22 protein-coding genes and 2 tRNA genes are annotated in these 26,151 nt (G+C 64.8%); 16 read left to right on the top strand and 8 right to left on the bottom strand.

Annotated elements, in window-relative coordinates:
* The first annotated feature begins 13 nt into the window (after positions 1–13).
* Together AC07UX_RS12415 and AC07UX_RS12410 are read left to right on the top strand one after the other, a co-directional pair.
* The gene (locus AC07UX_RS12415; protein WP_495192332.1) at positions 14–1,360 is read left to right on the top strand and encodes a TldD/PmbA family protein; all 1,347 of its coding nucleotides are present in this window, start codon (positions 14–16) and stop codon (positions 1,358–1,360) included.
* The gene (locus AC07UX_RS12410; RefSeq protein ID WP_495192331.1) at positions 1,347–2,150 is read left to right on the top strand and encodes an inositol monophosphatase family protein; all 804 of its coding nucleotides are present in this window, start codon (positions 1,347–1,349) and stop codon (positions 2,148–2,150) included. Before AC07UX_RS12415 ends, AC07UX_RS12410 begins: the two co-directional genes overlap by 14 nt.
* Positions 2,151–2,200: 50 nt before the next feature.
* Here the strand turns inward: AC07UX_RS12410 and AC07UX_RS12405 are convergent.
* Positions 2,201–2,275, bottom strand: a tRNA-Gly gene (locus AC07UX_RS12405).
* Between the two features lie 53 nt (positions 2,276–2,328).
* Positions 2,329–2,403, bottom strand: a tRNA-Gly gene (locus AC07UX_RS12400).
* A 339-nt stretch (positions 2,404–2,742) separates the two neighbouring features.
* Between AC07UX_RS12400 and paoA the strand changes: the two genes are divergently transcribed.
* From paoA to AC07UX_RS12375, 5 genes are all read left to right on the top strand, one after another.
* Positions 2,743–3,369: an aldehyde dehydrogenase iron-sulfur subunit PaoA gene (gene paoA, locus AC07UX_RS12395; RefSeq protein WP_495192330.1), complete on the top strand. Its 627-nt coding sequence runs from the start codon at positions 2,743–2,745 to the stop codon at positions 3,367–3,369.
* On the top strand, positions 3,366–4,322 hold the full coding sequence (locus tag AC07UX_RS12390) for an FAD binding domain-containing protein (protein ID WP_495192329.1): 957 nt from the start codon (positions 3,366–3,368) through the stop codon (positions 4,320–4,322). Before paoA ends, AC07UX_RS12390 begins: the two co-directional genes overlap by 4 nt.
* Complete coding sequence (gene paoC, locus AC07UX_RS12385; RefSeq protein ID WP_495192328.1) at positions 4,319–6,514, top strand: aldehyde oxidoreductase molybdenum-binding subunit PaoC; 2,196 nt, start codon at positions 4,319–4,321, stop codon at positions 6,512–6,514. Before AC07UX_RS12390 ends, paoC begins: the two co-directional genes overlap by 4 nt.
* A gap of 83 nt (positions 6,515–6,597) precedes the next feature.
* Positions 6,598–8,916 (top strand): TonB-dependent receptor, encoded by a 2,319-nt coding sequence (locus AC07UX_RS12380; RefSeq protein WP_495192327.1) that lies wholly within the window; start codon positions 6,598–6,600, stop codon positions 8,914–8,916.
* A 27-nt stretch (positions 8,917–8,943) separates the two neighbouring features.
* The gene (locus AC07UX_RS12375; protein WP_495192326.1) at positions 8,944–9,234 is read left to right on the top strand and encodes a DUF1330 domain-containing protein; all 291 of its coding nucleotides are present in this window, start codon (positions 8,944–8,946) and stop codon (positions 9,232–9,234) included.
* 156 nt (positions 9,235–9,390) lie between these two features.
* Here the strand turns inward: AC07UX_RS12375 and AC07UX_RS12370 are convergent, their stop codons facing one another.
* Both AC07UX_RS12370 and AC07UX_RS12365 read right to left on the bottom strand, forming a co-directional pair.
* Positions 9,391–10,332 carry a quinoprotein relay system zinc metallohydrolase 1 gene (locus AC07UX_RS12370; RefSeq protein WP_495192325.1) on the bottom strand — a complete coding sequence of 314 codons (942 nt, stop codon included), beginning with the start codon at positions 10,330–10,332 and terminating at the stop codon, positions 9,391–9,393.
* A complete protein-coding gene (locus tag AC07UX_RS12365) occupies positions 10,329–11,135 on the bottom strand; it encodes a quinoprotein dehydrogenase-associated SoxYZ-like carrier (RefSeq protein ID WP_495192324.1) in 807 nt (268 codons plus the stop codon). Before AC07UX_RS12365 ends, AC07UX_RS12370 begins: the two co-directional genes overlap by 4 nt.
* Positions 11,136–11,213: 78 nt before the next feature.
* On the opposite strand from AC07UX_RS12365, the gene AC07UX_RS12360 reads away from it, so the two are divergent.
* The 7 genes from AC07UX_RS12360 (at position 11,214) to AC07UX_RS12330 (ending at position 19,472) form a co-directional block, all read left to right on the top strand.
* Complete coding sequence (locus tag AC07UX_RS12360) at positions 11,214–11,756, top strand: rhodanese-like domain-containing protein (protein ID WP_495192323.1); 543 nt, start codon at positions 11,214–11,216, stop codon at positions 11,754–11,756.
* Between the two features lie 77 nt (positions 11,757–11,833).
* The gene (locus tag AC07UX_RS12355) at positions 11,834–12,292 is read left to right on the top strand and encodes a pseudoazurin (RefSeq protein ID WP_495192322.1); all 459 of its coding nucleotides are present in this window, start codon (positions 11,834–11,836) and stop codon (positions 12,290–12,292) included.
* A 45-nt stretch (positions 12,293–12,337) separates the two neighbouring features.
* The gene (gene adh / locus AC07UX_RS12350; RefSeq protein WP_495192321.1) at positions 12,338–13,858 is read left to right on the top strand and encodes an aldehyde dehydrogenase; all 1,521 of its coding nucleotides are present in this window, start codon (positions 12,338–12,340) and stop codon (positions 13,856–13,858) included.
* A gap of 112 nt (positions 13,859–13,970) precedes the next feature.
* Positions 13,971–14,375, top strand: a complete 405-nt coding sequence (locus AC07UX_RS12345; RefSeq protein WP_495192320.1) for a DUF779 domain-containing protein — start codon at positions 13,971–13,973, stop codon at positions 14,373–14,375.
* An 82-nt stretch (positions 14,376–14,457) separates the two neighbouring features.
* On the top strand, positions 14,458–15,600 hold the full coding sequence (locus AC07UX_RS12340) for an FIST N-terminal domain-containing protein (RefSeq protein WP_495192319.1): 1,143 nt from the start codon (positions 14,458–14,460) through the stop codon (positions 15,598–15,600).
* Positions 15,597–17,810 (top strand): hybrid sensor histidine kinase/response regulator, encoded by a 2,214-nt coding sequence (locus AC07UX_RS12335; protein WP_495192318.1) that lies wholly within the window; start codon positions 15,597–15,599, stop codon positions 17,808–17,810. The genes AC07UX_RS12340 and AC07UX_RS12335 overlap by 4 nt, the downstream gene beginning before the upstream one ends.
* 87 nt (positions 17,811–17,897) lie before the next feature.
* Positions 17,898–19,472, top strand: coding sequence for a Na+/H+ antiporter (locus AC07UX_RS12330; protein ID WP_495192317.1), 1,575 nt, complete (start codon positions 17,898–17,900; stop codon positions 19,470–19,472).
* 57 nt (positions 19,473–19,529) lie between these two features.
* Here AC07UX_RS12330 and AC07UX_RS12325 read toward each other — a convergent pair whose 3' ends face one another.
* The 4 genes from AC07UX_RS12325 to pedF form a co-directional block, all read right to left on the bottom strand.
* Positions 19,530–20,312 carry a response regulator gene (locus tag AC07UX_RS12325; protein WP_495192316.1) on the bottom strand — a complete coding sequence of 261 codons (783 nt, stop codon included), beginning with the start codon at positions 20,310–20,312 and terminating at the stop codon, positions 19,530–19,532.
* Between the two features lie 13 nt (positions 20,313–20,325).
* On the bottom strand, positions 20,326–22,065 hold the full coding sequence (locus AC07UX_RS12320) for a methanol/ethanol family PQQ-dependent dehydrogenase (RefSeq protein WP_495192315.1): 1,740 nt from the start codon (positions 22,063–22,065) through the stop codon (positions 20,326–20,328).
* A 92-nt stretch (positions 22,066–22,157) separates the two neighbouring features.
* Positions 22,158–23,015 (bottom strand): substrate-binding periplasmic protein, encoded by an 858-nt coding sequence (locus tag AC07UX_RS12315; protein ID WP_495192314.1) that lies wholly within the window; start codon positions 23,013–23,015, stop codon positions 22,158–22,160.
* A 5-nt stretch (positions 23,016–23,020) separates the two neighbouring features.
* On the bottom strand, positions 23,021–23,449 hold the full coding sequence (gene pedF, locus AC07UX_RS12310; protein ID WP_495192627.1) for a cytochrome c-550 PedF: 429 nt from the start codon (positions 23,447–23,449) through the stop codon (positions 23,021–23,023).
* Positions 23,450–23,583: 134 nt separating this feature from the next.
* Here pedF and AC07UX_RS12305 point away from each other — a divergent pair, with 134 nt between their 5' ends.
* On the top strand, positions 23,584–24,555 hold the full coding sequence (locus tag AC07UX_RS12305; protein WP_495192313.1) for a PQQ-dependent catabolism-associated beta-propeller protein: 972 nt from the start codon (positions 23,584–23,586) through the stop codon (positions 24,553–24,555).
* Between the two features lie 111 nt (positions 24,556–24,666).
* Positions 24,667–26,064, top strand: a complete 1,398-nt coding sequence (locus tag AC07UX_RS12300; protein WP_495192312.1) for a porin — start codon at positions 24,667–24,669, stop codon at positions 26,062–26,064.
* Positions 26,065–26,151 lie beyond the last annotated feature (87 nt).

The raw sequence follows: 26,151 nt of genomic DNA, 5'->3' as shown, positions 1-26,151 counted from the left end.
CGATTTTCCCTCCATGCTCAGCCTAGACGAAGCCCAGTCGCGCGCGCAGGATCTGGTCAGTGCCGCACGCAAGGCCGGGGCGGATGCCGCCGACGCCATCTATGCCTGTACCGCATCGACCAATGTCTCGGTGCGCCTGGGGGCGCTGGAAGATGTCGAACGATCGGAGGGGGAGGATATCGGCCTGCGCGTCTTCATCGGCCAGCGGTCCGCCAGCATTTCCGCGTCGGACATGAATCCTGCGACGCTTGCCACCCTGGTCGATCGCTGCATCGCCATGGCCCGCGAAGCGCCCGAAGACCCCTATGCCGGCCTGGCGCCGGAAGATCGGTTGCTCAAGAAACGCCCGCCTTCGCTCGACCTGACCGATGAGGAAGAGCCTGAACCCGCCAGCTTGCGCGAACGCGCGCTGATCGCGGAGGAAGCCGCCCGCAGCGTGCCGGGCATCACCAACAGCGAAGGCGGCGGCGCATCCAACGGCCGCAGCCAGGTGGCGCTGGCCACCAGCCATGGCTTTGCCGGCGCCTATGCCGGCACCAGCCATGCGACCTGGGCCAGCGTGCTGGCCGGCACCGGCGCCGACATGCAGCGCGACCATGCCAGCCACAGCGTCCGTCATCTGGAGGATCTGGACGATGCCGAAGCCGTCGGCATCCGCGCCGGCCAGCGCGCGGTGGCGCGGCTGGGTCCGGTCAAGGTCGAAAGCGGCGTCATGCCCATCATCTTCGATCCGCGCATCGGCTCCAGCCTGCTTGGCCATCTGATCGGCGGCATGGTCGGCCCGGCGATCGCCCGCCGCTCCAGCTTCCTGCTGGATTCGCTTGGGGAAGCGCTGTTCGATTCCGCCATCACCATCATCGACGATCCGCTGCTGCCGCGCGGCATGCGATCGCGCCCGTTCGATGGCGAAGGGCTGCCGGTCGAACGCCGCGCACTGATCGACCGGGGCGTGCTGACGGGCTGGCTGATGGACAGCGCCTCGGCGCGTCAGCTGGGCCTGGAACCCACCGGCCATGCCAGCCGGGGCGGCAGCGGCGCACCCGGCGCCAGCATCACCAACGTCCATATGGAGGCCGGCACCATCTCGCCGGGCGACCTGATGGCGGACGTGAAACGCGGCCTTTACGTCACCGAACTGATCGGCATGGGCGTGAACGGCGTCACCGGCGATTATAGCCGCGGCGCGGCCGGCTTCCTCATTGAAAATGGCGCGGTCGCGCATGCCGTGTCGGAAATCACCATCGCCAGCAATCTGAAGGACATGTTCCGCGCGCTGACGCCGGCCAGCGACCTTAGCTTCCGCTATGCCATGAACGTCCCGACGCTGCGCGTGGACGGGATGACCGTTGCCGGGGGCTGACGCCTCCTTGCGCGCGATCGTATCCGCCGTGGCGGATGCGGCCGACCATGCGCTGACCCTTTGGGCCAATGGCGAAACCCGTGTGCGCCAGTGGGAGAAAGTGCCCGGCCATCCGGTGTGCGAAGCGGATCTGTCGGTCGATGCCATGCTGCGCGAACGCCTGTCGGCGATCGATCCGCTGGCCGGCTGGCTGTCGGAGGAGACGGCCGATACCGTGCATCGCCTGGGCGTGCCGCGCGTCTGGGTGGTCGACCCGATCGACGGCACCCGCGACTATCTGCGCGGCCGGCCGGGCTGGGCCGTCTCGGTAGCACTGGTCGATCAGGGCGCGGTGACGCTCGGCATATTGGCCGCACCCGCCCGCAACGAACTTTGGGTGGCGCAACTGGGGAAGGGCGCGACCCGCAATGGCCAGCCGCTTCGTGCCGGATCGCGACGGACCCTGGCCGGCGCGCGCGTCCCCGCCGAACAATTGCCGCGCATCGATCGTGATCTGGTGACGGTGGAAAAGCCGAACAGCATCGCGCTGCGCATGGCGATGGTCGCAGCAGACGAGGCCGATCTGGTCGCCACCGTGCGCTGGGGCAATGAATGGGATGTCGCCGCCGCCGCGCTGATCGTGCAGGAAGCCGGCGGCACCGTGACCGACGCGCTGGGCGACCCCCTGCTCTTCAACCGCCCGCAGCCGACCGCCTTCGGCCTGATGTGCGCCGCGCCGGGCATCCATGCCGCCGCCGTGGAGCGCCTGACGCCCCGCGCCCGCGAGCTATTGGGCCAGCCGCCGGCATAGCGGATCAGCGCCGCGCCCGAAGGCGATAGTCCGTCGATTTCTAGAAAAACTGGAGCGGGCGAAGGGATTCGAACCCTCGACCCCAACCTTGGCAAGGTTGTGCTCTACCCCTGAGCTACGCCCGCTCGGGCGGCCGAAAAGTTGCCTTTTCAGCATATGTGGCCAACTGGCAGAAAACTGGAGCGGGCGAAGGGATTCGAACCCTCGACCCCAACCTTGGCAAGGTTGTGCTCTACCCCTGAGCTACGCCCGCTCTTGGCGGCCGGGAGAGCATGTCTCTCTCGGCGGGTGGCGGCCAACTAGCAAGGCTTTCCCATATCGGCAAGGGGAAGAATGGCAGAAAAATGAAATCCACTTTGTTGAGCGTAAAAACTCAACCTTTTCTGCGGTTTAGCGCAGAGCAGAAAATCATCGCATGCCCCCTCTTCATGGCTGTCCAGCGAATCGTGTGGCTGTTCACCGGGAAAGGAGCGACTTGGCGCGGGTCGTCGATCTGCTAATCTGCCCCAAATCTTTGTGCGACGGGATCATTTGCCGCCGCCCTTCGTACTGAACACAAGCCTAAAGGCCAAAACAGCAGGGAAGATCAACCATGTCGTCCGATCAACTGACGCGCCGCGGCCTGTTGCAGGGCAGCGCCGCGATCGCCGCCGCCGCGCCCACCTTGTCGGTCGCCGCGCCAACAGCCAAAAACAGCGGAGCCAAAGCCATGATGCCCGTCGAACTGACCGTCAACGGCCGCGAGGTGCATCTGCAACTCGACCCGCGCACCAGCCTGCTCGATGCGCTGCGCGAACATCTGCACCTGACCGGCACCAAGAAGGGCTGCGACCATGGCCAGTGCGGCGCCTGCACCGTGATCGTGGAAGGCCGCCGCATCAACAGCTGCCTGACGCTGGCGGTGATGCATGACGGCGATAAGGTCACGACGATCGAGGGGCTGGGCACGCCCGACCGCCTGCATGCCATGCAAAAGGCGTTCATCGTCCATGACGGCTATCAGTGCGGCTATTGCACGCCGGGCCAGATCTGCTCGGCTGTCTCGGTGCTGGAAGAGATAGAGGCAGGCATCCCCAGTCATGCGACCGCCGATTTGAACGATGTGTCGCTCAGCGACGCAGAACTGCGCGAGCGGATGAGCGGCAATATCTGCCGCTGCGCCGCCTATCCCAACATCATCGCCGCGATGCGCGACGTCGCCGGGGAGGCAGAGGCATGAGGCCCTTCACCTACGAACGCGCCACCACCGTGGCGGCAGCCGCCAAAGCGGCCGGCTCCGTGCAGGGCGCCCGATTCATTGCCGGCGGCACCAACCTGCTCGACCTGATGAAATTGCAGATCGAAACGCCGACGCATCTGATCGACGTCAATCATCTGGGCCTCGACCGGATCGAGAAGACCGACGAAGGCGGCCTGCGCATCGGCGCGCTGGTCCGCAATACCGACCTTGCCGCCGACAAGGCCGTCCGCCGCGACTATGCGGTGCTCAGCCGTGCGCTGCTGGCCGGCGCATCGGGGCAGCTCCGCAACAAGGCGACGACCGGCGGCAACCTGCTGCAACGCACCCGCTGCCCCTATTTCTACGACACGCGCATGCCCTGCAACAAGCGCAAGGCCGGGAGCGGCTGCGGCGCGATGCAGGGGATGAGCCGCAGCCTCGCCATATTGGGCGTCAGCGACGCCTGCATCGCCCAGCACCCCAGCGACATGGCCGTCGCGATGCGGCTGCTGGATGCAAGGGTCGACACGATGGGCGCGGACGGCGTCGCGCGCGCCATCCCGATCGCCGACTTCCACCTGCTGCCCGGCGACACCCCGCACAAGGAAACCTCGCTCAAGGCAGGCGAGATCATCACATCGGTTACGCTGCCCAAGCCTATCGGCGGTACCCATGTCTATCGCAAGGTCCGCGACCGCGCCTCCTACGCCTTCGCACTGGTGTCCGTTGCGGCCGTGTTCGGCAAGGACGGCGGCACCCGCTTCGCCTTTGGCGGTATCGGCGCAAAGCCCTGGCGCACGCCAGAAGCCGACGCCGCCGCGAAAGAGGGCGCCAGGGCCGTGGCGGAGGCCACCCTGACCGGTGCCCGCACCACCCATCATAATGACTTCAAGAAGATCCTGGTCGAACGGACACTGACGTCCCTCTATCGCCAGCAGGAGGCACGGGCATGAAGTTCGATACCCCAGCGGGCCCCAACCCGATCGACCGTGGCCGGGTGATCGGCATCCCCCATGATCGCATCGACGGCGCGGCCAAGGTGACGGGGAGCGCGCCCTATGCCTATGAACGGCACGACGCCGCCCCCAACGCCGCCTATGGCTGGATCGTCGGATCGGCCATCGCCAAAGGGCGGATCGCCGCCATGGACCTGCGTGCCGCTGAGGCTGCGCCGGGCGTGCTGGGCATCGTCACCCACGCCAACGCCGGCAAGCTGGGCAAGGGGTCGATGAACACCGCGCCTTTGCTGGGCGGGCCGCAAATCGACCATTATGAGCAGGCCGTCGCCCTCGTCATCGCCGACACGTTCGAAAATGCCCGCGATGCTGCGAAGCTGGTGCGGATCGACTATGCGGCAACCGACGGCAGGTTTGACCTCGCGGCCGATCAGGCGAAAGGCGTAAAGCCCGAAAGCGGCGATCCCGATACCAAGGCCGGCGATTTCGATGGCGGCTTTGCGAAGGCGGCCGTCAAGATCGACCAGCGTTACACCACCCCCGACCACAGCCATGCGATGATGGAGCCACACGCCACCACCGCCGCCTGGAATGGCAACAAGCTGACGCTATGGACGTCCAACCAGATGATCGCCTGGGGCGTGGGCGAAGTGGCCAAGACGCTGGGCATCCCCAAGGCCAATGTCCGCCTCGTTTCCCCCTATATCGGCGGCGGTTTCGGCTCGAAACTGTTCCTGCGCGCCGATGCGCTGCTCGCGGCACTGGGCGCGAAGCAGGTCGGCCGCCCGGTCAAGGTCGCCATTGCCCGGCACCAGATCCCCAACAACACCACGCATCGCCCGGCGACGATCCAGCGCATCCGCATCGGCGCGGACAAGGATGGGGTGATCGACGCGATCGGCCATGAAGTCTGGTCGGGCGACCTGCCCGGCGGCGGGCCGGAAACGGCGGCGCAGCAGACCCGCCTCCTCTATCGCGGGCCGAACCGGATGACGGCGCACCGGCTGGTGACGCTCGACCTGCCGGAAGGCAACGCCATGCGCGCGCCCGGCGAAGCGGTCGGCCTGCTGGCGCTGGAAATCGCGATGGACGAACTGGCCGAGGCCTGCAACGTCGATCCTGTCGAACTGCGCATCCGCAACGATGTGCAATATGACCCCGAAGCCGGCCCGCAGCGTCCTTTTTCCAGCCGCAAGCTGGTGGAATGCCTGCGCGCGGGCGCGGATCATTTCGGCTGGGCCAAACGCAACCCGAAACCGGGCCAGGTGCGCGACGGGCGCTGGCTTGTCGGCATGGGGGTGGCGGCTGCGTTCCGCAACAATCTGGTGCAGAAATCCGGCGCGCGCATCGGGGTCGATGCAAAAGGCAGGGTGATCGTCGAAACCGACATGACCGATATCGGCACCGGCACCTATACCATCGTGGCGCAGACCGCCGCGGAAATGCTCGGCGTCCCGCTCGATCAGGTGACGGTGCGCCTGGGCGACAGCCGCTTCCCGGTATCGGCCGGTTCGGGCGGCCAGTGGGGCGCGAACAGCAGCACGGCGGGTGTCTATGCCGCCGCCACCGCGTTGCGCGCGAAGCTGGCGGAACAGGCCGGCTATCCCGCCGACCAGGCCCTGTTCGAGGATGGCCTCATCAAGCTCGCCAACAAATCACAGACGCTGGCATCGCTCGCCGGCCGCGACGGCCTGTGGGCCGAAGACAGCATGGACTATGGCGATCTCGACAAACGCTATGCGCAGGCGACCTTCGGCGCGCATTTCTGCGAAGTCGGCGTCGACATCGACACCGCCGAAGTGCGCGTCCGCCGCATGGGCGGGGCCTTTGCCGCCGGGCGTATCCTCAACCCCAAATCGGCGCGCAGCCAGGTGATCGGCGCCATGACCATGGGTGTGGGCGCCGCGCTGATGGAGGCGCTGGACGTCGACACCCGCTTCGGCTTCTTCGTCAATCACGACATGGCCGAATATACGGTGCCGGTGCATGCCGACATCCCGCAACAGGATGTCCTCTTCGTCGACGAACTGGACGACAAAAGCTCGCCCATGAAGGCCAAGGGCGTGGGCGAACTGGGCATATGCGGGGCGGGGGCGGCGGTGGCCAACGCCATCTACAACGCCACCGGCATCCGCTTGAGGGACTATCCGCTGACGATCGACAAGCTGTTGAAAGCACAGGCGGCATGAAAGGCGCCCGACCCAAGGTATAATGGAGCGCCGCCCGGTGCGCCCCTAGCCTCCCCGCCAAAGACGGATGGGGAGAGGATGGGATGCGGATATTGGCGGCGCTTCTGGCCGGCAGCGCGATGGGGCTGGTCGGCGGAACGGCATGGGCACAGACGCCCGATGAGGCAGATGGCGCGCGCCAGCCGATCATCGTCACCGCGCCGGGCGGCGCAGTCGATATCGACGATGCGCTCACCCTGACCGCCGCCGATATCAGCCGCACCGGCAGCCCGGATATCCTCGGCGCCCTGACCCGCAACTTCGCCGGCGTGACGTTGCAGGACGCGCAGAATAATCCCTGGCAGCCCAATCTCGTCTATCGCGGCTTCACGGCCTCTCCGCTTCAGGGCCAGTCGCAGGGCATCGCCGTCTATCTGGACGGCGCCCGCTTCAACCAGCCCTTCGGCGACACGGTCCAGTTCGACCTGCTGCCCGAAGCCGCGATCCGCAGCATCGCCCTGCTCGACAAGAGCGCCGTCTATGGCCTCAATGCCTTGGGCGGCGCGCTGGCGCTGGAAACCAGGACCGGGGCCAGCGATCCGGGGCTGGAGGCCAGCCTCTCCCACGGCCGTTTCGGCATGACGGAGGCCAGCGTGGCGGGCGGCACCGCATGGGGGGACTGGAGCGCGTTCGGGGCCTTCCAATATACGCATGACGATGGCTGGCGCGACCATTCGCCCTCCACCCTCTATAATGGCTATGCCGATCTGGGCTTCGACACCGCGACCGGCGGCCTGCATCTGAAAGTCGTCGGCGCCGACACCGACCTGACCGGCAATGGCGTGTCGCCGGTCGAACTGCTCGCCGCAGACCGCCGCGCCGTCTTCACCTGGCCCGACAACAGCCGCAGCCGCTATGGCCGGGTCAGCCTCCACCCGTGGGTCGCCCTGTCGGACGCCACCCGGATCGAAGGCACGCTCTATTCCCAGAAACTGACCCTGCGCACCGTCAATGGCGACGCCGCCGATATCGAAGGGTGCGAGGATGACGACGATGCCGGCTTCGTCTGCCTCGAAACCGTCGGCGCGGACGATGAGGACGAAGAACAGGCCGTCCTGACCGACGCCAATGGCAATCCCATCGCCGACACGCTGGGCGGCGAAGGCTATGGCGTGCTGAACCGGGGCCGCACCGCCACGCGGGCGATGGGCGCGCTGGTCCAGCTGATCGACAAGCGGATGCTGGGCGCGGGCGAGAATGTCTTCGCGCTGGGCTTCAGCTACGATAGCAGCCGCACCCGCTTCGACACCGCCATGGAACTGGGCGCCCTCACCGAAGACCGCAGCGTCGATGGGCTGGGGTCGATCATCGTGCAGGATGATGGCGCGATCGCCCCCGTGGGCCTTGTCGCCCACACCGATTATTGGGGCGTCTTCGCGCAGGACCGCCTGCCGATCACGTCGCGCCTCACCGCCGAAATCGCCCTGCGCTACAACCATGCCCGAATCGTCATGCAGGACCAGATCGGCACCGCCTTGAACGGCCGCCATCGCTTCGAGCGGCTGAACCCCGGCATCGAATTCGACTATGCCCTGTCGGACGGCCTCAGCCTGCGCGCCGGCTATGCGCAGAGCAATCGCGTGCCGACCCCGGCCGAGCTTTCCTGCGCCGATGAAAATGCGCCATGCAGCCTCACCAACTTCTTCGTGGCCGACCCGCCCCTCAAGCAGGTCGTCGCCAAAAGCTGGGAAGCCGGCGCCAGGGGCAAGGGACAGGTCGGCGGTTTCGCCCTCGACTGGCTATTGTCCGCCTATCGCACCGACAATCGCAACGACATCCAATATGTCGCGTCGGAAATCCGGGGTCGCGCCTATTTCCGCAATATCGGCATGACCCGGCGGCAGGGCGTCGAAACGACCCTGCACGCCAGCCGGGGCAGGTTCACCGCCGGCCTCAGCTACGCCTTCACCGACGCCCGCTATCGCGCCCCGCTTATTCTCTCCAGTCCCGCCAATCCTTCGTCGGACGAGGAAGGGCTGATCGCGGTCGCACGCGGCGACCGCCTGCCCGGCATCCCCCGACACAGCGCCACGCTCAGCCTCGACTATGCCGGGAAAGGCTGGTCCCTCGGCGGCGATGTGCTGGCCCGGTCCGGCCAATATCTGATCGGCGACGAAGGCAATGACGAAGCGAAGCTGGGCGGCTATGCAGTCGTCAACCTGCGCGCCAGCGTCACGCTGATCGAGGGCGTCAGCCTGTTCGGCACGCTCAGCAACGCCTTCAACCGGCGTTTTGCTACCTTTGGCACCTTCGGCGAAGTGGACGAGATCGAACTGGAGGAAGCCCCCGGCGCCGCCAACCCGCGCGCCTACGGCCCCGGCGCCCCGCCCCGCTGGCAAGTTGGCATGAAGGCGCTATTCTGACCGCCAGACAGAAGGAGAGAGACGCTCATGACCGCTTATTTCGTCGCCGTGCGCAACGGCATATCGGACCCGGACAGCTTCGCCACCTATGGCGACCTGGCGCAGAAATCCATGGCGGGCCATGCGATCACCCCGCTGGCCGTCTATGGCAAGACGCGGGCGACTGACGGCCCGGCAACGGAAAGCGCGGTCATCATCGCCTTCCCGACCTTTGAGGAGGCCGAAGCCTGGTATGACAGTCCCGCCTATCAGGAAGCGCTGGGCTACCGATTGAAAAGCGGCGACTATCAGACATTCATCATCCAGGGCGTCGATTGACCTTCCGACCCCCAAAAATTGACGACAAATGATTGATAAAAAACAGAAATAGGAAGGCATGCGTTCAAATCGAACGCATGCCTCCGTGAAATTCTTTGTTAAACAACGACTTATATTTCAAAAATCCCGCAAATACTGTCCAACTCGCTGTCTCATTCACGGCACATCCACCCGCGGCATCAGCCTCGCTTCCAGCCCCGGATAGAGATGCGACACGCTGCGCTGCAACTCATAGCGTGCCGCTGCCATCGTCGCGAACCGGTCCGGAATGGGCAGTTCCCCCGCCTCGACCATATCCAGCCCGCCCTGCACGGCCTGCGTGAGCGTCGCGTCCAGCCAGTCGATCCAGTCGCGCGTCTGGTCGATCGCCGCGCTGCCGCCCGCATCGAACGGCCCATGGCCCGGCACCACCCCCTTGTGCGGCAACGCCTTCAACTGATCCAGACTGGCGCGCCATTTGGCCAGGTCTGCGGTCGGCGTACTCGGCGCCCGATCATGAAAGACGAGGTCGCCGGCCAGCAGCAGCCCGGTCTGCGGATCGAGCAACGCCAGATCGGCGCCGCTATGGCCTGACAACGCCAGCAGTCGCACTGTCCGACCGCCAAAATCCTCCGCGTCCTGCCCGATCACCTTGCCTGGCAGGACCAGGTCCGTGCCGCGCATCCAGTCGCCCAGCAGCCGATACATGCCATCGGCATAGCCCTGCCCCTCCGCCCGCAGCGCCTCGATCGTACCGGGCAGCGCAGCGACGATCGCGGGGTCGAACGCACCCAGCCCCATGCCATGGTCGGGGTGGAGATGGCTGACATAGACCCGCACCACCGGCTTGCCCGTCATTTGCTCCGCCGCCTGTCGCAGCGCGCGGGCATAGCGAATGGACGGCCCGCATTCCCACAGCACGGTCCCGGCCGGCGTGGCGATGATCGCGACATTGGCGATGGCCCCGCCATTATCCGACCCGATCGGTTCGTCCGCTCCGCGCACCAGCCACACGCCCTCGCCGATCGGCTCCGGCACGATCGTATAATCCGCCGCCTGCGCCGGCGCGGCCGCCAGCACCGCCATGCCGCCCAGCACGGACCGTCTCGACAGCATCATCGTCCCGCCGGCATGGGCGCCGGCACAGGGGATTGCCGCGCCACCGACAGCGCCGCCCGATAGTCGCGCCCATTGGTATCGCGCGCCTCGACAATCAGCGCCTCCCCCGCCCCGCTATCGACCATCAGCGTGATGGCGGGGTCTTCGGCGACAGCCGCCCAAATCTCCATCTCGCCCAGCGTCCGGTCCCCCGCCTTCACGCTTAGCGCCTCCAGATGATAGGTGGCGATATTGGCGACGAGGCCGGTATCCATCGGGTGGCGGAAATTCAGCCGCACCCGGCTGACGCCGTTCGCCATCGGCCAGGCCTCACCGCGTATCTCGCCCAGATGATCGGCCCAGTCGCCCTTCACCCGGCTGACCGGCGGCGCGGAACAACCGCCGCCCGCCGCATCGACCCAGCCCCCCGACACCAGCCATTCCCCGCTCGCCAGTTGCACCGCGCCCCGCACCGGGGTCCGCTGGTCCAGCTTGATCCGGGTCGCGACATAGGCGGCGGCACGGGTCGGGCGATAGTCGATCGCGACGGGTATGGGATTGAGGTCGACCAGCAACAGCATGCGGGTAACGCCGGGAATGGTGCGAGCATCGATCGCGACGGGAAAGGCGCGCTGATTTTCCGCGATCATCGGAAAATCGACCTTCACCCGCGGATCGAACCGCACCGGATCGTCGCCGAACAGGGTGCGGGCATGGGCGTCCCACATCGGCGACCCCAGCGGATCGGCGGGCGCTTTCGCCCCGGCATCGGCCGCGACCGACAGCAGGGCGATCGCGACCCAAAGGCTTGCCTGCCTTCGCATATCCTTCTCCCTTATGGTGGGGTCTATTCTCCTGCGTTGCAGGTTACCATTGGCCGTTGGTCGTATCGGGAGAGAGACATGCGCGCCGCCTGGATAGCCGCCTTGCTGATCGCTTCGCCTGCCATGGCGCAGGTCGGGCTGTTCGATGCGGACGGCTATCGCATCGCCCATTATCGGGCGCCGGTGCATCGGGCGCCGCCCGGCGTCGGTCGCATCGCGCCGCAAGCCGCAGCGCAGTTGCGTCCCGAACGGGACGCGCTCTTCATCGACGTCCTGCCGGCCGAGGGCGGCCATAGGGACGCGGATGGGCGGTGGCGGCTTGCGACGCCGCATGAGAGCATCCCCGGCGCCCACTGGTTCCCCGAAGCGGGCCGGGGCGAACTGGACCCCGGTATCGGCGACTGGTTCGCAAAGGGCATCGCCCGGCTTACGAAAGGGCGGCGCGACCGGATGCTGATCCTCTTCTGCCGGTCGGACTGCTGGATGGGCTGGAACGCAGCCAAAAGGCTCCGGTCGTCGGGCTATGACAATGTCTGGTGGATGGCGGAGGGAACGGATGGCTGGACCGACCTGAAAAGACCGCTTTCCCGAGCCCGGCCGGAGGGCGGGGTCGCGCCATAGGACCAAAGGTCAATTGTGCGCGCGGCCCCGGTGGCCGCACTCTCCAGCCAATCCGGCAGACCAAGCCGTTCGATTCCATGGAGAGTGATTTGACTGACCTGCGTATCCCGGCCTGCTTGCTGACCGCCGCCGCCCTCGGCCTCTCGCTGCCGGCCTCGGCCAAGGACATCATCGTCCATATGAAGAATCAAGGCACGGACGGCGCCATGGTGTTCGAACCCAGCTATGTGAAGGCCGCGCCCGGCGACACGATCCGCTTCAAGCCCACCGACGCCAGCCACAATGCCGAAACCATGGCCAATATGCTGCCCGCCGGCGCCACGCCGATGAAGGGCGGCATGAACAAGGAAGCGGTGCTGACCGTCGGCAAGAGCGGCCTCTACGGTATCAAGTGCATGCCGCATTATTCGATGGGCATGGTCGCGCTGGTACAGGTGGGCAAGGTGACGCCGGCCGACATCGCCGCCGCCAAGGCCGTCAAACTGCCGCCCTTCGCCGCCAAGCGCATGACCGCCGCGCTCGCCAAGGTGAAATAAGCACCACCTCTTTCATTCAGACGCATAGCATTCGGGAGTAGAAGCATGTTGCAGCAGGCCATGGAGCGTTTCGCGGGAAAGACGCTGATCCGCGAACAATATGACAATTATATTGGTGGCGAGTGGGTCGCCCCGGTGCAGGGCGGCTATTTCGACAATGTCTCGCCCGTGACCGGTCAGGTGGTCGGCAGGATCGCGCGCGGCACCGCCGCCGATATCGAGCTGGCGCTGGATGCCGCGCACAAGGCGAGGGACGCCTGGGGCAAGACCTCATCGACCGAGCGCGCCAATATCCTGCTGAAGATCGCCGACCGGATGGAGGCCAATCTGGACCTCATCGCGATGGCCGAGACGATCGACAACGGCAAGCCGATCCGCGAGACGACCCATGCCGACATTCCGCTCGCCATCGATCATTTCCGCTATTTCGCCGGCTGCGTCCGCGCGCAGGAAGGGTCGATCAGCGAAATCGACCATGACACGATCGCCTATCATTTCCACGAGCCGCTGGGCGTGGTCGGCCAGATCATCCCGTGGAACTTCCCGATCCTGATGGCGGTGTGGAAACTCGCCCCGGCGCTGGCCGCGGGCAACTGCATCGTCCTGAAGCCCGCCGAACAGACGCCGATGTCGATCCTGGTGTTGCTCGAAGTCATCGGCGACCTGCTGCCGCCCGGCGTGCTGAACGTCGTCAACGGCTTCGGCGTGGAAGCGGGCAAGCCGCTCGCGTCGAACAAGCGGATCAGCAAGATCGCCTTCACCGGTGAAACCACGACCGGCCGCCTCATCATGCAATATGCCTCGGAAAATCTGATACCGGTCACGCTGGAACTGGGCGGCAAGTCGCCCAATATCTTCTTCGCCGACGTGATGGACGCCGACGACGATTATTTCGACAAATGTCTGGAGGGCTTTGCGATGTTCGCCCTCAACCAGGGCGAAGTCTGCACCTGCCCCAGCCGCGCGCTGATCCAGGAATCGATCTACGAACGGTTCATCGAACGCGCCATCGCCCGGGTGAAGGCGATCAAGCAGGGCAGCCCGCTCGACCCCGGCACCATGATCGGGGCGCAGGCGTCGAACGACCAGCTCGAAAAGATCCTGTCCTATATCGAGATCGGCCTCAACGAAGGCGCGCAGTTGCTGACCGGCGGCGAACGCGCATCGCTGGATGGCGAACTGGCCGACGGCTATTATGTGACCCCGACGGTGCTCAAGGGGCATAACAAGATGCGCATTTTCCAGGAGGAGATTTTCGGGCCGGTACTGGCCGTCACCACCTTCAAGGACGAAGCCGAAGCGCTCGCCATCGCCAATGACACGCTCTACGGCCTGGGCGCGGGGGTATGGACCCGCGACGGAACACGCGCCTATCGCATGGGCCGGGGTATCCAGGCTGGCCGCGTATGGACCAATTGCTACCATGCCTATCCCGCCCATGCGGCGTTCGGCGGCTACAAGCAGTCCGGCATCGGCCGCGAAAACCACAAGATGATGCTAGATCATTATCAGCAGACCAAGAATCTGCTGGTTAGCTACAGCCCCAAGGCATTGGGCTTCTTCTAGGCGGGGAACGGTTCGTCGGACGGCGTCCTCCTCTCCAACACGCCTTCGACGGCGGCGGGCACCCTTTCCCCGGTGTCCGCCGCACCGTTGTCTTGAGGGAATGGAGTCAGATATGGCGGCGCTGCCACCACGAATATTGGCAACCACCGATGCCGAGGCCCTGATGCGGCGGCTCACTGCCGTGCATGGACCATTGATGTTTCATCAATCGGGCGGCTGCTGCGATGGCTCCGCACCGATGTGCTTCCCGCGCGGCGAATTCAAGGTCGGCGCGCAGGACGTGCTGCTGGGCCATGTCGCTGTCGACATTCCGGTGTGGATCGGCGCGGCGCAGTTCGAATATTGGCGCCATACCCAAGTGACGATCGACGTCGTGCCGGGGCGCGGCGCGGGCATGTCGCTGGAGAGCCCCGAAGGGGTGCGCTTCATCGTACGATCCCGCATATTTGACGATGCAGAAAATGCCCGGTTGGCAGCGGCAGGCGATCCGCCGAGAGGTGATGTCTTTACAGGATAGATCCCATGATTCCCCGGATGACAACGGGGCGCGAGACGGTGCATAACCTTCTGGAAAAGAGGGAGGCCATGGAGAGGGCGGCATGACCATATTGGCGTCGGAGATCGGCTTTGCATCGAGCCATTCGCACGATCCGGCCATGGCGATGGCGGAAGTTGCGCAGCAGCTGGGCGATGCGCCGCTGGCGGGCATGCTGCTATTTTGTTCGCATCGCTTCGATCGCGATGCGCTGGCCCGCGCCGTCAACCGCCACAGCGAACATGTCGTGGCGATCGGCTGCACCAGTTCGGGCGAACTGACCGAGGCCGGTTATGACGAGGATAGTTTGAGCGTCATCGGCTTTCCGGCCGACGCCTTTCACCTGACGTCCCATATTTTTGATGACATCGACGCCTTCGACCCCGTCGCCGCGCGTGAGGAAATCCGGGCGCTCGCCGCCATCGCCGATCGCGACAGTCGCCACCTGGGGGACAAGGTCAATCATGTTGCGCTGTTCCTGGTCGATGGCCTGTCGCATCGTGAGGAATTGCTGACCATGACGATGCAGGATGCGCTCGGCGACATCCCGCTGATCGGCGGATCGTCCGGCGATGGCCTGGCCTTTCGCGAGACGGCGATTTTCGAGGGCGGTCGCTTTCACAAGCGCGCCGCCGTGATCGCCATCCTGTCCACCCCCCGACCGATCCATGTGTTCAAGGCGCAGCATTATCGCCCCGGCGCCGCCAAGATGGTCGTCACCGGCGCGATCCCGCACGACCGGATCGTGACCGAAATCAATGCCGAGCCGGCGGCGGAAGAATATCTGCGGCTGGCGGGCCACGCCGGCGAGGAACTGGGGCTGGCCTTCTATGCCGCCCATCCGCCGATGGTGCGGGCCGGCGGCGACTATCATGTCCGTTCGATCCAGAGCGCCAATGCCGACGGCAGCCTGACCTTCTATTGCGCGATCGACGAAGGGATCGTGCTGACCGTGGGCGAGCCGATCGATCGCATTGCCGGCATGGAAACGATGTTCGCCGATATCGGCGCGCATGTCGGACAGGTCGATCGCATCATCGCCTTCGACTGCGTACTCAATCGCATCGATGCGGAACGACGCCAGATCGGCCGCGCGGTGTCCGAACTGTATGGCCGCCATCGGGTGATCGGCTTCAATACCTATGGCGAGCAATATCATGCGCTGCACGTCAACCAGACGTTCAGCGGCCTTGCGATCGGACGATGAGCGTGGCCGAGCCCGAGCCTGAATTACGCAGTTTGCGGGAGGAAAACCGCAAATTGCGCAAGATCAATGCGGCGCTGATCGATCGCGTCGAACGATCAAGCGACATGGCCGGCAATGCCTTTTCGATGTTCGAGACAGCGATCACGCTGGAAGCCATGGTACGCGACCGGACCATCGAGCTGGAGGATGCGCTGGGCCGGCTGGCGACCGCCAACGCAGAACTGGCCCACGCCCATGCCATGGCCGACGCTGCACAAGGGCGGCTGCGCGACGCGATCGATTCGATCAACGAAGGCTTTGTGCTGTTCGATGCAGAGGACCGGCTGGTTCTTTATAACGACGCCTATCTGGGTTTCTGGCCGGAATTAGCCGATCATGTGCGTGAGGGCCTGTCCTTCGAGGATGTTGCACGCCTCGCCGCTGCCTATCATCAGCCACTGGGGTCGGTGGTGGCACCCGACCGTTGGGTATCCGATCGTCTGGCCCGCCACAGTATTGCCGATGGTGGCCATGTGCAGGCATTGGCGGACGGGCGCTGGGTCCAGATCAACGAGCTGCGCACCAGCGAGGGCGGAATCGTTGGCATCTATACCGATATTACCGAGGTGAAGGCGGAGGACGCCCGCAATCGCGCGCTGGAACTGGCCGAACGCAATCTGGTGCTGCAATCGACGCTGGATAACCTGTCCGAAGGCGTGTGCCTGTTCGACGCGCAGGGCAGGATCGCCACCTGGAACGGGGCATTGCAGCATCTGCTGGGCCTCCCGGACGATTGGGTACAGGAAGGCGCCAGCCATGCCGCCCTGCTCAACTGGTGCCGCGTGCGCATGGGCATGGCCGATCAGGGATGCCTCGACTGGCGCGGCGACCAGCCGGGCGAACCTGCCCATGCCCTGGTGTCGGCGGGCGACCGCCATTTCGAATTGCGCAGCACCGCGCTGGACCGTGGCGGGCAAGTGATTGGCTTCACCGACGTTACCGACATGCTGCGCGCGCAGGCCGGGTTGCAGGAAACCGCCGAGACTCTGGAGCGGCGCGTGGCCGATCGCACCGCCGAACTGCGTGCCGAAGTGGCCGAACGCCGCGAGATCGAAGGGCAGCTGCGCGACGCCAAGACGGCGGCGGAAAAGGCCAACCTGTCCAAGACCAGCTTTTTGGCGGCCGCCAGCCACGACCTGTTGCAACCATTGAATGCCGCCCGCCTGTTCGTCGCGGCGCTGGGCGACCGACGGCTGGCGCTGCCGACGCGCGCACTGGTCAACCAGACATCGACTGCGCTCGATTCGGTCGAGGATCTGCTGGAGGCGCTGCTGGAAATCAGCCGCCTCGACGCCGGAGCGATCCAGCCCGAGATCAGCGACTTCCGGCTCGACACCTTGCTGGGAACATTGCGCGTGGAATTTGCACCAGTGGCGCGCGCGGCGGGATTGACGCTGGACATGGCGAGCGAACCGCTCTGGGTTCGATCCGATATCCGGCTGGTGCGCCGCATTCTCCAGAATTTCCTGTCCAATGCGCTACGCTATACCCAACAGGGATCGGTGCGCGTGATCTGCCTTGTCAATGCCAAGACGATCCATGTCAGCGTCACCGATACCGGCATCGGCATCGCCGCCGACAAGCAGGCACTGGTATTCGATGAGTTTCGCCGTTTCGACACGCGCACAAGCGGAAAGGGCCTGGGCCTTGCCATCGTCAAGCGGGCGAGCGACATGCTGGGCCACAAGGTCACGTTGGAGTCCGCGCCGGGACGCGGATCGACCTTCGCGATCGAACTGCCGGTGGGCGAGCCGGTGGCCGATCCGGACGGCGGCCCGGCCAGTATCGGCCGCGACCGCAGCATGCGGGGCCTTAATGTGCTGGTGATCGACAATGAGCGGGCGATCCAGACGGGCATGCGCACATTGCTGGGCGGGTGGGGCTGCACCGTACTGACGGCAGGCAGCTTTACAGAGGCGACCGGCCTATTCCCGACCGGCGAGACGCCAGACATCATCCTGATCGACTATCATTTGAACGATGGCGAAACAGGGGATGCGGCACTTGATCGATTGCGGGCGCATTTCGCGCTACCGGTCCCTGCGGTGATGATCTCTGCCGACCGCGGCAAGGAATTGAAGGCGCGCCTCGACGCAGACGGCATTCCGCTGCTCAACAAGCCGGTCAAGCCCGCCCAGCTACGCGCACTGCTGCGCACCATGCTGAAATAGCGCGCGCAAACTGCCCCGCCGCTGGACCTGCTGCGCGCACGCGCTACTAGGGATGGATATAGGTGGAAGCGGGGCCGCATGCATCCGATGCAATTATTCGAACTGGTGATCGGCATGCTGCTGGCGATCATTCTTCTCCATTATGCGGCGCACAAGATGGGCCTGCCGCCTGCCGTCGCGCTACTGACCGGCGGCATACTCTTCGCCTTCGTGCCGGGCCTGCCGGTCCTCTCGCTCGATCCGGAACTGGTGCTGGTTATCTTTTTGCCGCCGCTCTTGATGGACGGCGCCTGGTTCATCGCGCTGCGCCACCTGCATCGCCACATGCTGGGCATCGTCGGGCTGGCGGTGGGCGCGGTGGTCTTCACCACGGCCATCATCGCACTGGTTACGCATATGCTGGTGCCCAGCCTTCCCTGGGCTGCCTGCGCCGCGCTGGGCGCCATCGTCTCGCCGCCGGATGCGGTATCGGCGCGCGCCGTGTTGCAACATGTCCGCCTTCCCCGGCGCCTTTCCATCCTGCTGGAGGGCGAAAGCCTGTTCAACGATGCCAGTGGCCTTGTCCTTTTCCGCTTTGCGATCGCGGCTGGCGTCACCGGCGCCTTCAGTCTGGTCGAGGCGGTGGAAAGCTTCCTGCTGCTGGCAATCGGTGGCGCGGCGATCGGTGCAGCCGTGGGCGCCGCCTGGGTCAAGCTGACGCCGCGCCTGGACGACAAATATCTCATGATCGCCTCGTCGCTGCTGGCGCCATGGGCTTCCTACCTGCTGGCGGAAACGGTGCATGTGTCCGGCGTAATCGCCACGGTCACGACCGGTCTCATCTGCGGCTGGTATCAGCATGTCGTCTTTTCCGCGACGGTGCGGATGAACGGCACGGCCTTCTGGGCGGTGATGATCTTCCTGATGGAGGCATTCGTCTTCCTGCTGATCGGCTCTTCGCTACGCGGGGTGATCGACCGGGTCGGCGGTTTCGAACTGGTGCTGGCGCAGATGACCGTGCCGGTGCTGGCGATCCTGCTGGCGCTGACCTTGGCGCGCTTCGCCTGGGTCTTCGGGTCGGACGGCATCATCTGCCTGCTACGCGCAATGGGTGTGCGCCGCTATATACCGATCGGCCCGCGATCCGCCGTGATACTGGGTTGGGCCGGCATGCGTGGCGTGGTGACGCTCGCGGTGGCACTCAGCGTCCCGGAGGGCTTTCCTGGCCGCGACTTCATCCTGGTGGCCGCCTTCGCCGTCATCATCGGCACGGTGCTGATCCAAGGGACGACGCTGGGTACCGTTATCCGGCTGATGCGGCTGGAGGAGCCGGCCAGCGACCGCGCGCGCCTCAGCATGAGCGAGGCGGAGGCTGCCATGGCGCAGGCGCAACTGCGCGTGGTCGAACGTCATGCCCATGATGCCGACGGCGTGCTGCTGCATCCCCGACTGCTCGAACGCTATCAGCGCCATGCAACGCTGTCGGCCAGCTATGCCGGCCAGGAAGACGCCCATGCGCATATTCTGCATGCGCATTTCGATCTGGTGCTGATGGCGGTAGCCGCAGGCCGGGTCGAGTTGCTGCGCCTGCATCGTATCGGCGACATTGACGAGCATGTGTTGCAGGAACTGGAGCGCGATCTCGACTTGGAAGAGATGAGCGCATTGGCAGCCAAGGCCTGAAACGACGATAGGCCGCTGGCCAAGGCGGCGGCGCATCGAACAGCCTGTCGGACGCTATCAATCGGCGCCGAAATGCACCCGGTTCGCCTTGATGACCGCCTGCGTACGGCTCAGCACGCCCAGTTTTTGCAAGATGGCCGAGACATGCGCCTTGATCGTGGTCATCGACACGTTGAGGTCATGGGCGATCTGCTTGTTGAGCCGGCCATTGACCAGATGGCCCAGCACCGTTTTCTGCTGCGGCGTCAGGCTGTCGATCCGCCGTGCGATGTCATCTTCCTCGACGGAAGGGGGCGCGCCCTCTCCCATGGTTTCGGGCAGGTAGATTTCGCCCGATACGACCCGATGCAACGCTTCGACGATCGCGCTGCGCTTTAGCGACTTGGGGATGAAGCCCGCCGCACCGGCGGCCAGCGCTTCCTGCACGATCGAGCGGTCGAACGCGCCCGACACCATCACGACCGGCAAGATCGGGAAACGATCGCGCAGCAGTTTCAGCCCGTCCAGGCGACGCACGTCCGGAATATTGAGGTCGAGCAGGATCAGATCGAAATTATCCTGCTTTTCCAGCGTGGCGACGGCCTCTTCCAGTCCGGCCGCTTCGAAAATCTCGATATTGTCGAAACTGATCGCGATCACGCTGCGCAATCCGTCGCGCACCAGGGGATGATCGTCGATGATCAGCACCCGCTCCATGATCGCGTCCCCGCCCATATAATGCCCCATATCCTGCCCCTGCCCATGATGATCGGTCAAGTCATGAGACGTGGCAAGCCGCATTGCGCCGGGCGGGATAGCCGGAGCGGATTGCGCATAATGTCCACGTCCCATGACGATCATTGTCCTGATCCTTTTACTTCGGCAGCTTGAATACCCAGAGAGCGCCGCCCTGATTGATGTCCTTGAACGACTTGGCGACTTCGCCACCCCATAGCGGCACCGCGCCGCCCCAGCCGGACATCACCGCCACATATTGTTCGCCATCCTGCTCCCAGGTGACGGGCGAGCCCACCACGCCGGAACCGGTCTGGAATTTCCACAATTCCTGTCCGGTCTTCGCGTCGAAGGCCTTCAGATAGCCTTCAGGCGTGCCGGTGAAGACGAGGTTGCCGCCGGTGGTGAGAACGCCGCCCCACAGAGGCGCCTTGTTCTTATATTCCCACACGATCTTGCCGGTCTTGGGGTCCATCGCCCGCAGCGCGCCGATATGGTCTTCCGCGATCGACTTGATGGTGAAGCCCGCACCCAGATAGGCCGCGCCCTTCTTGTAGGCGATCGGCTCGTTCCAGATGTCCATGCCCCAGTCGTTCGACGGGATGTAGAACAGGCCGGTGTCCTGGCTATAAGCCATCGGCATCCAGTTCTTGCCGCCCAGGAAGCTGGGCGAGGCGAACACAGGCTTGCCCTTGCCCTCGCCCGGAGCGGGCGGACGGCCTTCGGGGATATAGTTGGGCTTGCCATTTTTGTTGAAGCCATTGGCCCAGGTCGTCTGCATCACGAACTTGTTGGCACTGATGAACTTGCCATTGGTGCGGTCAAGGACGAAGAAATAGCCGTTGCGGTCGGCCTTCGCGCCCAATTTCATCGGCTTGCCGTTGATGGTGGCGTCGAACGGAATGAATTCGTTCACCCCGTCGAAATCCCAGCCATCATGCGGCGTGGTCTGGAAATGCCATTTGATGACGCCGGTGTCCGGGTCGATCGCCAGAGTGGAGGCGGTGTAGAGATTGTCGCCGGGGCGCAGGTGGCTGTTCCACGGTGCGGGGTTGCCGGTGCCGAAGAAGAGCAGATTGGTTTCCGGATCATAGGTGCCGCCCAGCCAGGTCGCGCCACCGCCGCTCTTCCACAGGTCGCCGGTCCAGGTCGCGTTGAGCCTGCCGGTGATGCCGTTATCCCTGCCCTTGAGCGTGCCCATATGGCCTTCGATCACGGGGCGGTGCCAGATCAGCTCTCCGGTGTTCACATCGCGAGCTTCGACGGCCCCCACGACGCCGAATTCGCCGCCCGAATTGCCGGTGATGACCATGCCCTTGACGATCAGGGGCGCCGCCGTGGCGCTATAGCCTTCCTTATAGTCGGCGATCTGCTTGTTCCAGATCACCTTGCCGGTGTTGCGGTTCAATGCCACCAGCCGCGCGTCGAGGGTGGCAAAGATGATCTTGTCGCCATGGATGGCGGCGCCGCGATTGACGACGTCGCAGCAGGGCATGATGCCGTCGGGCAGGCGGGCGTCATATTGCCATTTTTCCTCGCCAGTGCGGGCGTCGAAGGCGAACATGCGCGAATAGCTGCCCGTCACGTAGATGGTGCCGTCATAGACGATCGGCTGGGCTTCCTGGCCGCGCTGCTTTTCGCCACCCAGCGATGCGGCGAAGGCCGGGACCAGCTTCGACACGTTGCTGGTGTCGATCGCCTTCAACGTGCTGAAACGGTGCGCCTGCGGCCCCATGCCATAGGTCAGAACGTCGCCCGGCGTGGCCGCGTCGTTCATCAGGTCCGCATCCGTTGGCCCATTGGCCAGAAGCGGCGCCGCAGCAACCGCCAGCGATAGTGCGGCAACGCCCGACAGCGCCCGCATCATCGGTCCCTTCATAACCATCCTCCCTATTGAACGGGCGCTCTACGCCCGTTTACGTGCACACTATGCGACCCCGACGAAGCGGCAATTGGACCTTGGGTCGCCTCTCAGCCCGCCGCCTTGGCGGGCGTCCAGGTGACGCCGTAGCGTTCGAACAGCGCCTTCATCTCGCCGCTGGCGGCCATGGCGGTGACGATTTCCTCCACCGCATCGCCCAGCGTGCGGCTATTCTCCTTGACCGCCATGCCGATGTCCCAGCCGGGCGAGGCGAAGGCGGGCAACGGCCCTTTGCGCAGGGACAGAGCCTTGCCGTCGGACCTATGCACGCCTTCCTCGATCTGCGCGCGACTGGCGAGAACGGCATCGGCCTGCCCAGCCATGGCCGCAGCCACCGCATCCGATCCGGTGGGATAGTGGATCACGTCCTTGGCCAGCGCGCCGCCTAAGCTGCCGATCAGGTAGAAATCGGGAATGGAATCCAGCTCTACGGCCAGCTTGCGGCCCTTCCATTCGGTCGGCAGCGCTTCTACCGACAGACCATTGCCGCCAGCCAGTCCAAAGCTTTCGCGATAATAAGGCGCGATGATCGCGACCTGATCGTTACGCGCGGCGAAGGTCCGGTCGAACGGAACATGCATCATAAGGTCGCCGGGCGTGAAGCCGAGCAGCCCGCCCTTCCACACGCCGTTGCGCAGATCATCGTCCGCGCTTTCGTCCGCGACCAGCTGGGCGACATCGGCGCGCACGCCCAGCTTGATCGCGATCGCCTGCGCCAGATCGGCGTCCAGACCGACCAGCTTGCCGCCCTCCTCCCAGGACCATGGGCGGTTATTCTGATAGACGACCACCCGGATGGTGCCGAGCGCCTTGACCTTGGCGAGCGGGGCGGCGCTCAAGCCCCCGGACATCAGCCCGACCGCCAGCGCTGCCCCTGCCCCGCCGATCAGCCCCCGCCGCGAGAGCATGGCGATCAACCTTCGTGCTTGGTTTCGAGCCAGGCGCGAATCGCCCAGCCGGCCTTCTGGCCAAGTACGTCGCCGAAGGGCGGCATATAGACCTTGCCGTCATGGCTGGAACCGTGGCGGAAGCGTTCGGCGAACCACTGGTCGCCAGATTCGCCCGCCTCCAGATAGCGCAGGTCAGGCGCGATACCGCCGCTTTCCGCGTCCAGACCATGGCAGCGCGCGCAATTCTGGCCATAGGCCGACTGGCCGATCTCGATCGCCTTGGCATTGCCGCTATAGGGGTTCTTTTCCAGCCAGGCCTCGCCGATGTCCGGCAGTGCTGACGTATCCACCGCCTGCGGCGTCACGTCGCCATGCGCCATCAAAGATGTCGCTGCGGTCATGCCCAGCATAGCCATGGCACCCAGCAATGCGACCCTACCCATGTTTCCCATTTCCATCCTCACCCGGTCGGTTTTTCCCTGATGGGTCCGAGTGTAGGCTGGGGCGGGCCGCGTCCCCATTGGCCATTGGTACAATCCCGTAGAGACAGGGCTGCGGATAGACCCTCGGGACAAGAATGAGGGGCATGGAGAGGAAAAGAATGAAACGCATCGTCATCGCCGGGTTGATGCTGCTGCCTGTCGTGGCCCAGGCCGAAACCCTCTATGTCTCCAACGAGCGGGGCGACAGCGTCAGCGTGATCGACGCGAAAACGGGCGCAGTGACAGCGACATGGAAGGTCGGCGGCCGACCGCGCGGCATCACCGTGTCGAAGGATGGTCGCTACATCTACCTCTGCGCCAGTCTGGACCATGCGGTGCAGGTGATCGAGCGGGCAACCGGCAAGGTCGTTGCCGAACTCCCCTCCGGACAAGACCCGGAGCAGTTCTTCCTGTCACGCGACGGCAAGACCTTGTTCGTCGCCAATGAGGATGACGCCGCCCTGACCGCGATCGACCTTGCGACCCGCGCCGTCGCCTTCCAGGTCGATGTCGGCGGCGAACCGGAAGGCGTTGCGCAAAGTCCGGACAGCCAATGGGTCGTGGTCACGTCGGAAGAAGATAATGTCGTCAACTGGATCGACCTGAGCACGAAAATGATGGTCGCGGAAACGCCGGTCGATCTGCGGCCGCGCCATGTCGAATTTACTGGGGATGGAAAGCAACTGTGGGTCGCGGCCGAAGTGGGCGGTACGGTGCAGATTATCGACACCGCCACCCGGCAGGTGAATGAAACGCTGCACTTTGCCATTCCGGGCACCCCCGATCATCGCATCCTGCCCTGCGGCATCCGCTTTACGCCCGATGGCAAAACGGCGGTGATCGCGCTGGGTCGGGCCGATCATGTCGCCATCGTCGACGTCGCGACGCGCAAGGTGCGGGCCTATGTGCCGGTCGGCAAGCGCGTTTGGCATGTCGCGATCAGCGCCGATGGCGCCCATGCCTATGCCGCCAATGGCCTTTCGGACAATGTCTCCGTGATCGATTTGGCCAAGGCCGCCGTCACCGGCACCATCGCAGTCGGCGCGGCACCGTGGGGCATCGTCGCCGCGCCGTGATTTGCGCCCTGTCCGAAGGAACGAGAACCTAAGTCCCATTTCCCCTCCTCCCCTTACGCCGCACTCTGCGCCGCAGCCGGAGACAAGCCGGCGGAATATAGGGAGGATGATATGAAGGGGGCGTTGCGCCTGATGAGCGCGGCTGGAGCACTGATGCTCGCCGCCACCGCGGCACCGGCCATGGCCGGAACCACCGCAGACTTGCTGAAACGGCTGCATGAAAAGGGCATCCTGACCGACGACGAATATCAGGAACTGATCAAGGGCCAGGCGACCGAAACGGCGCAGGCCGCCGCTGCACCCGCCCCGGCGGTAACGCCCGATGCATCGGGCGGCGCGGGCTATGTGCGGATGACGGAAAGCGGCGTGGGCCTTCAGGTCGGTGACGTGACGCTCAAATTCTCCGGCTCGGTCAACGGTTTTTATGTCCATGACAATGGCGATACGCCGAGCGGCACTACGACGGTAACGGGCGGGGTCGCCACCGTGGGAGGCAACAGTTCGGCCATTCGCAACGGCCTGCTGCCCGGCTTCCTGAAGGTGGAAGCCTCCACCAGCCTGGACGGCTGGGACGTTGGCGCGCATTTCGGCATGTATCCGGGCATCAACTCGGTCAGCTATGTCGGCGGCGGCGCCAACAGCGGCGGCAATCCCCGCGCGCTCCAGACCGCCGGGATCGACTTTCGCCAGACCTACCTGACCTTTGGCCGCGCCGGCTTCGGCGAGGTGAAGATCGGCCGCGACATCGGGCTGTTCCAGTCCGAATCGATCCTGAACGACATCACCTTGCTGTCGTCGGGAACGCCTGCTGGCAATGTCGCTCCGTCCAATACGACATTGGGCCGCATCGGCACCGGCTACATCTACACCGATTTCCAGCCGCAAATAACCTATACCACGCCCAGCTTCAGCGGCTTTACTGCCAGCCTCGGCATTTTCGAACCGCTGTCCTCGCTCACCGGTCCCGAAGAATCGAACAAGCAGCCCGGTTTCCAGGCCAAGTTCGTGTATGACGGCAAATTTGGCGACCTCGGCACGCGCCTTTGGGTTTCGGGCCTGTCGCAGAAGCATAATGTCATCGCCGGTCCGGACTATACCGGTTGGGGCTGGGATGCGGGCGCCAAGGTCACATTCGGTCCGGTCACTGTGGTCGGCACCTATTATGACGCATCGGGTCTGGGCACCACGGCGCTCAACCTGTTCGATACCGACGGGATCGGCAACAAGCGCGACAGCCATGGCTTCTATCTTCAGGGCCTGACGACCTTCGGCAAATTTTCGTTCGGCGGCAGCTATGGAGAGAGCAATCTCGATTATGCCAACACGGCCGATGCGCTGGCCAATCCCACGCTGGTTGACAAGAATAGCAGCTGGGTCGGGCAGGTCCGCTATGGCCTGAATAGCTGGGTGACGCTGCTGGGCGAATATATCAACACCCGGTCGAAAGCGCATAACGGCAACAAGGCAACGTCGGACGCCATTGCGGCGGGGGCCATCCTCTTCTTCTGACCGAAGGGACAATGTCACGGGGCGGGGGCCGCATCCTAATGAGGTGCGGCCCCTTTCCATTTGCAAAAGGTATGGAAAATAAGGACA

The sequence above is a fragment of the Sphingobium sp. GW821-FHT02B05 genome (assembly GCF_059421905.1).
The sequence above is the reverse complement of the archived record's forward strand: the minus strand, read 5'-3'. Positions and strand labels throughout refer to the sequence as shown.

What these genes read in the sequence shown, in the direction of transcription:
- AC07UX_RS12305 (WP_495192313.1), top strand. Translation starts at nt 23,584, where the DNA reads ATGGAGAGGAAAAGAATGAAACGCATCGTCATCGCCGGGTTGATGCTG.
- pedF (WP_495192627.1), bottom strand. Translation starts at nt 23,449, where the DNA reads ATGGGAAACATGGGTAGGGTCGCATTGCTGGGTGCCATGGCTATGCTG.
- paoC (WP_495192328.1), top strand. Translation starts at nt 4,319, where the DNA reads ATGAAGTTCGATACCCCAGCGGGCCCCAACCCGATCGACCGTGGCCGG.
- AC07UX_RS12330 (WP_495192317.1), top strand. Translation starts at nt 17,898, where the DNA reads ATGCAATTATTCGAACTGGTGATCGGCATGCTGCTGGCGATCATTCTT.
- AC07UX_RS12340 (WP_495192319.1), top strand. Translation starts at nt 14,458, where the DNA reads ATGACCATATTGGCGTCGGAGATCGGCTTTGCATCGAGCCATTCGCAC.
- AC07UX_RS12335 (WP_495192318.1), top strand. Translation starts at nt 15,597, where the DNA reads ATGAGCGTGGCCGAGCCCGAGCCTGAATTACGCAGTTTGCGGGAGGAA.
- AC07UX_RS12375 (WP_495192326.1), top strand. Translation starts at nt 8,944, where the DNA reads ATGACCGCTTATTTCGTCGCCGTGCGCAACGGCATATCGGACCCGGAC.
- AC07UX_RS12370 (WP_495192325.1), bottom strand. Translation starts at nt 10,332, where the DNA reads ATGATGCTGTCGAGACGGTCCGTGCTGGGCGGCATGGCGGTGCTGGCG.
- AC07UX_RS12325 (WP_495192316.1), bottom strand. Translation starts at nt 20,312, where the DNA reads ATGATCGTCATGGGACGTGGACATTATGCGCAATCCGCTCCGGCTATC.
- AC07UX_RS12360 (WP_495192323.1), top strand. Translation starts at nt 11,214, where the DNA reads ATGCGCGCCGCCTGGATAGCCGCCTTGCTGATCGCTTCGCCTGCCATG.
- AC07UX_RS12380 (WP_495192327.1), top strand. Translation starts at nt 6,598, where the DNA reads ATGCGGATATTGGCGGCGCTTCTGGCCGGCAGCGCGATGGGGCTGGTC.
- AC07UX_RS12320 (WP_495192315.1), bottom strand. Translation starts at nt 22,065, where the DNA reads ATGAAGGGACCGATGATGCGGGCGCTGTCGGGCGTTGCCGCACTATCG.
- AC07UX_RS12300 (WP_495192312.1), top strand. Translation starts at nt 24,667, where the DNA reads ATGAAGGGGGCGTTGCGCCTGATGAGCGCGGCTGGAGCACTGATGCTC.
- AC07UX_RS12390 (WP_495192329.1), top strand. Translation starts at nt 3,366, where the DNA reads ATGAGGCCCTTCACCTACGAACGCGCCACCACCGTGGCGGCAGCCGCC.
- AC07UX_RS12415 (WP_495192332.1), top strand. Translation starts at nt 14, where the DNA reads ATGCTCAGCCTAGACGAAGCCCAGTCGCGCGCGCAGGATCTGGTCAGT.
- paoA (WP_495192330.1), top strand. Translation starts at nt 2,743, where the DNA reads ATGTCGTCCGATCAACTGACGCGCCGCGGCCTGTTGCAGGGCAGCGCC.
- AC07UX_RS12355 (WP_495192322.1), top strand. Translation starts at nt 11,834, where the DNA reads ATGGAGAGTGATTTGACTGACCTGCGTATCCCGGCCTGCTTGCTGACC.
- AC07UX_RS12315 (WP_495192314.1), bottom strand. Translation starts at nt 23,015, where the DNA reads ATGCTCTCGCGGCGGGGGCTGATCGGCGGGGCAGGGGCAGCGCTGGCG.
- AC07UX_RS12345 (WP_495192320.1), top strand. Translation starts at nt 13,971, where the DNA reads ATGGCGGCGCTGCCACCACGAATATTGGCAACCACCGATGCCGAGGCC.
- adh (WP_495192321.1), top strand. Translation starts at nt 12,338, where the DNA reads ATGTTGCAGCAGGCCATGGAGCGTTTCGCGGGAAAGACGCTGATCCGC.
- AC07UX_RS12365 (WP_495192324.1), bottom strand. Translation starts at nt 11,135, where the DNA reads ATGCGAAGGCAGGCAAGCCTTTGGGTCGCGATCGCCCTGCTGTCGGTC.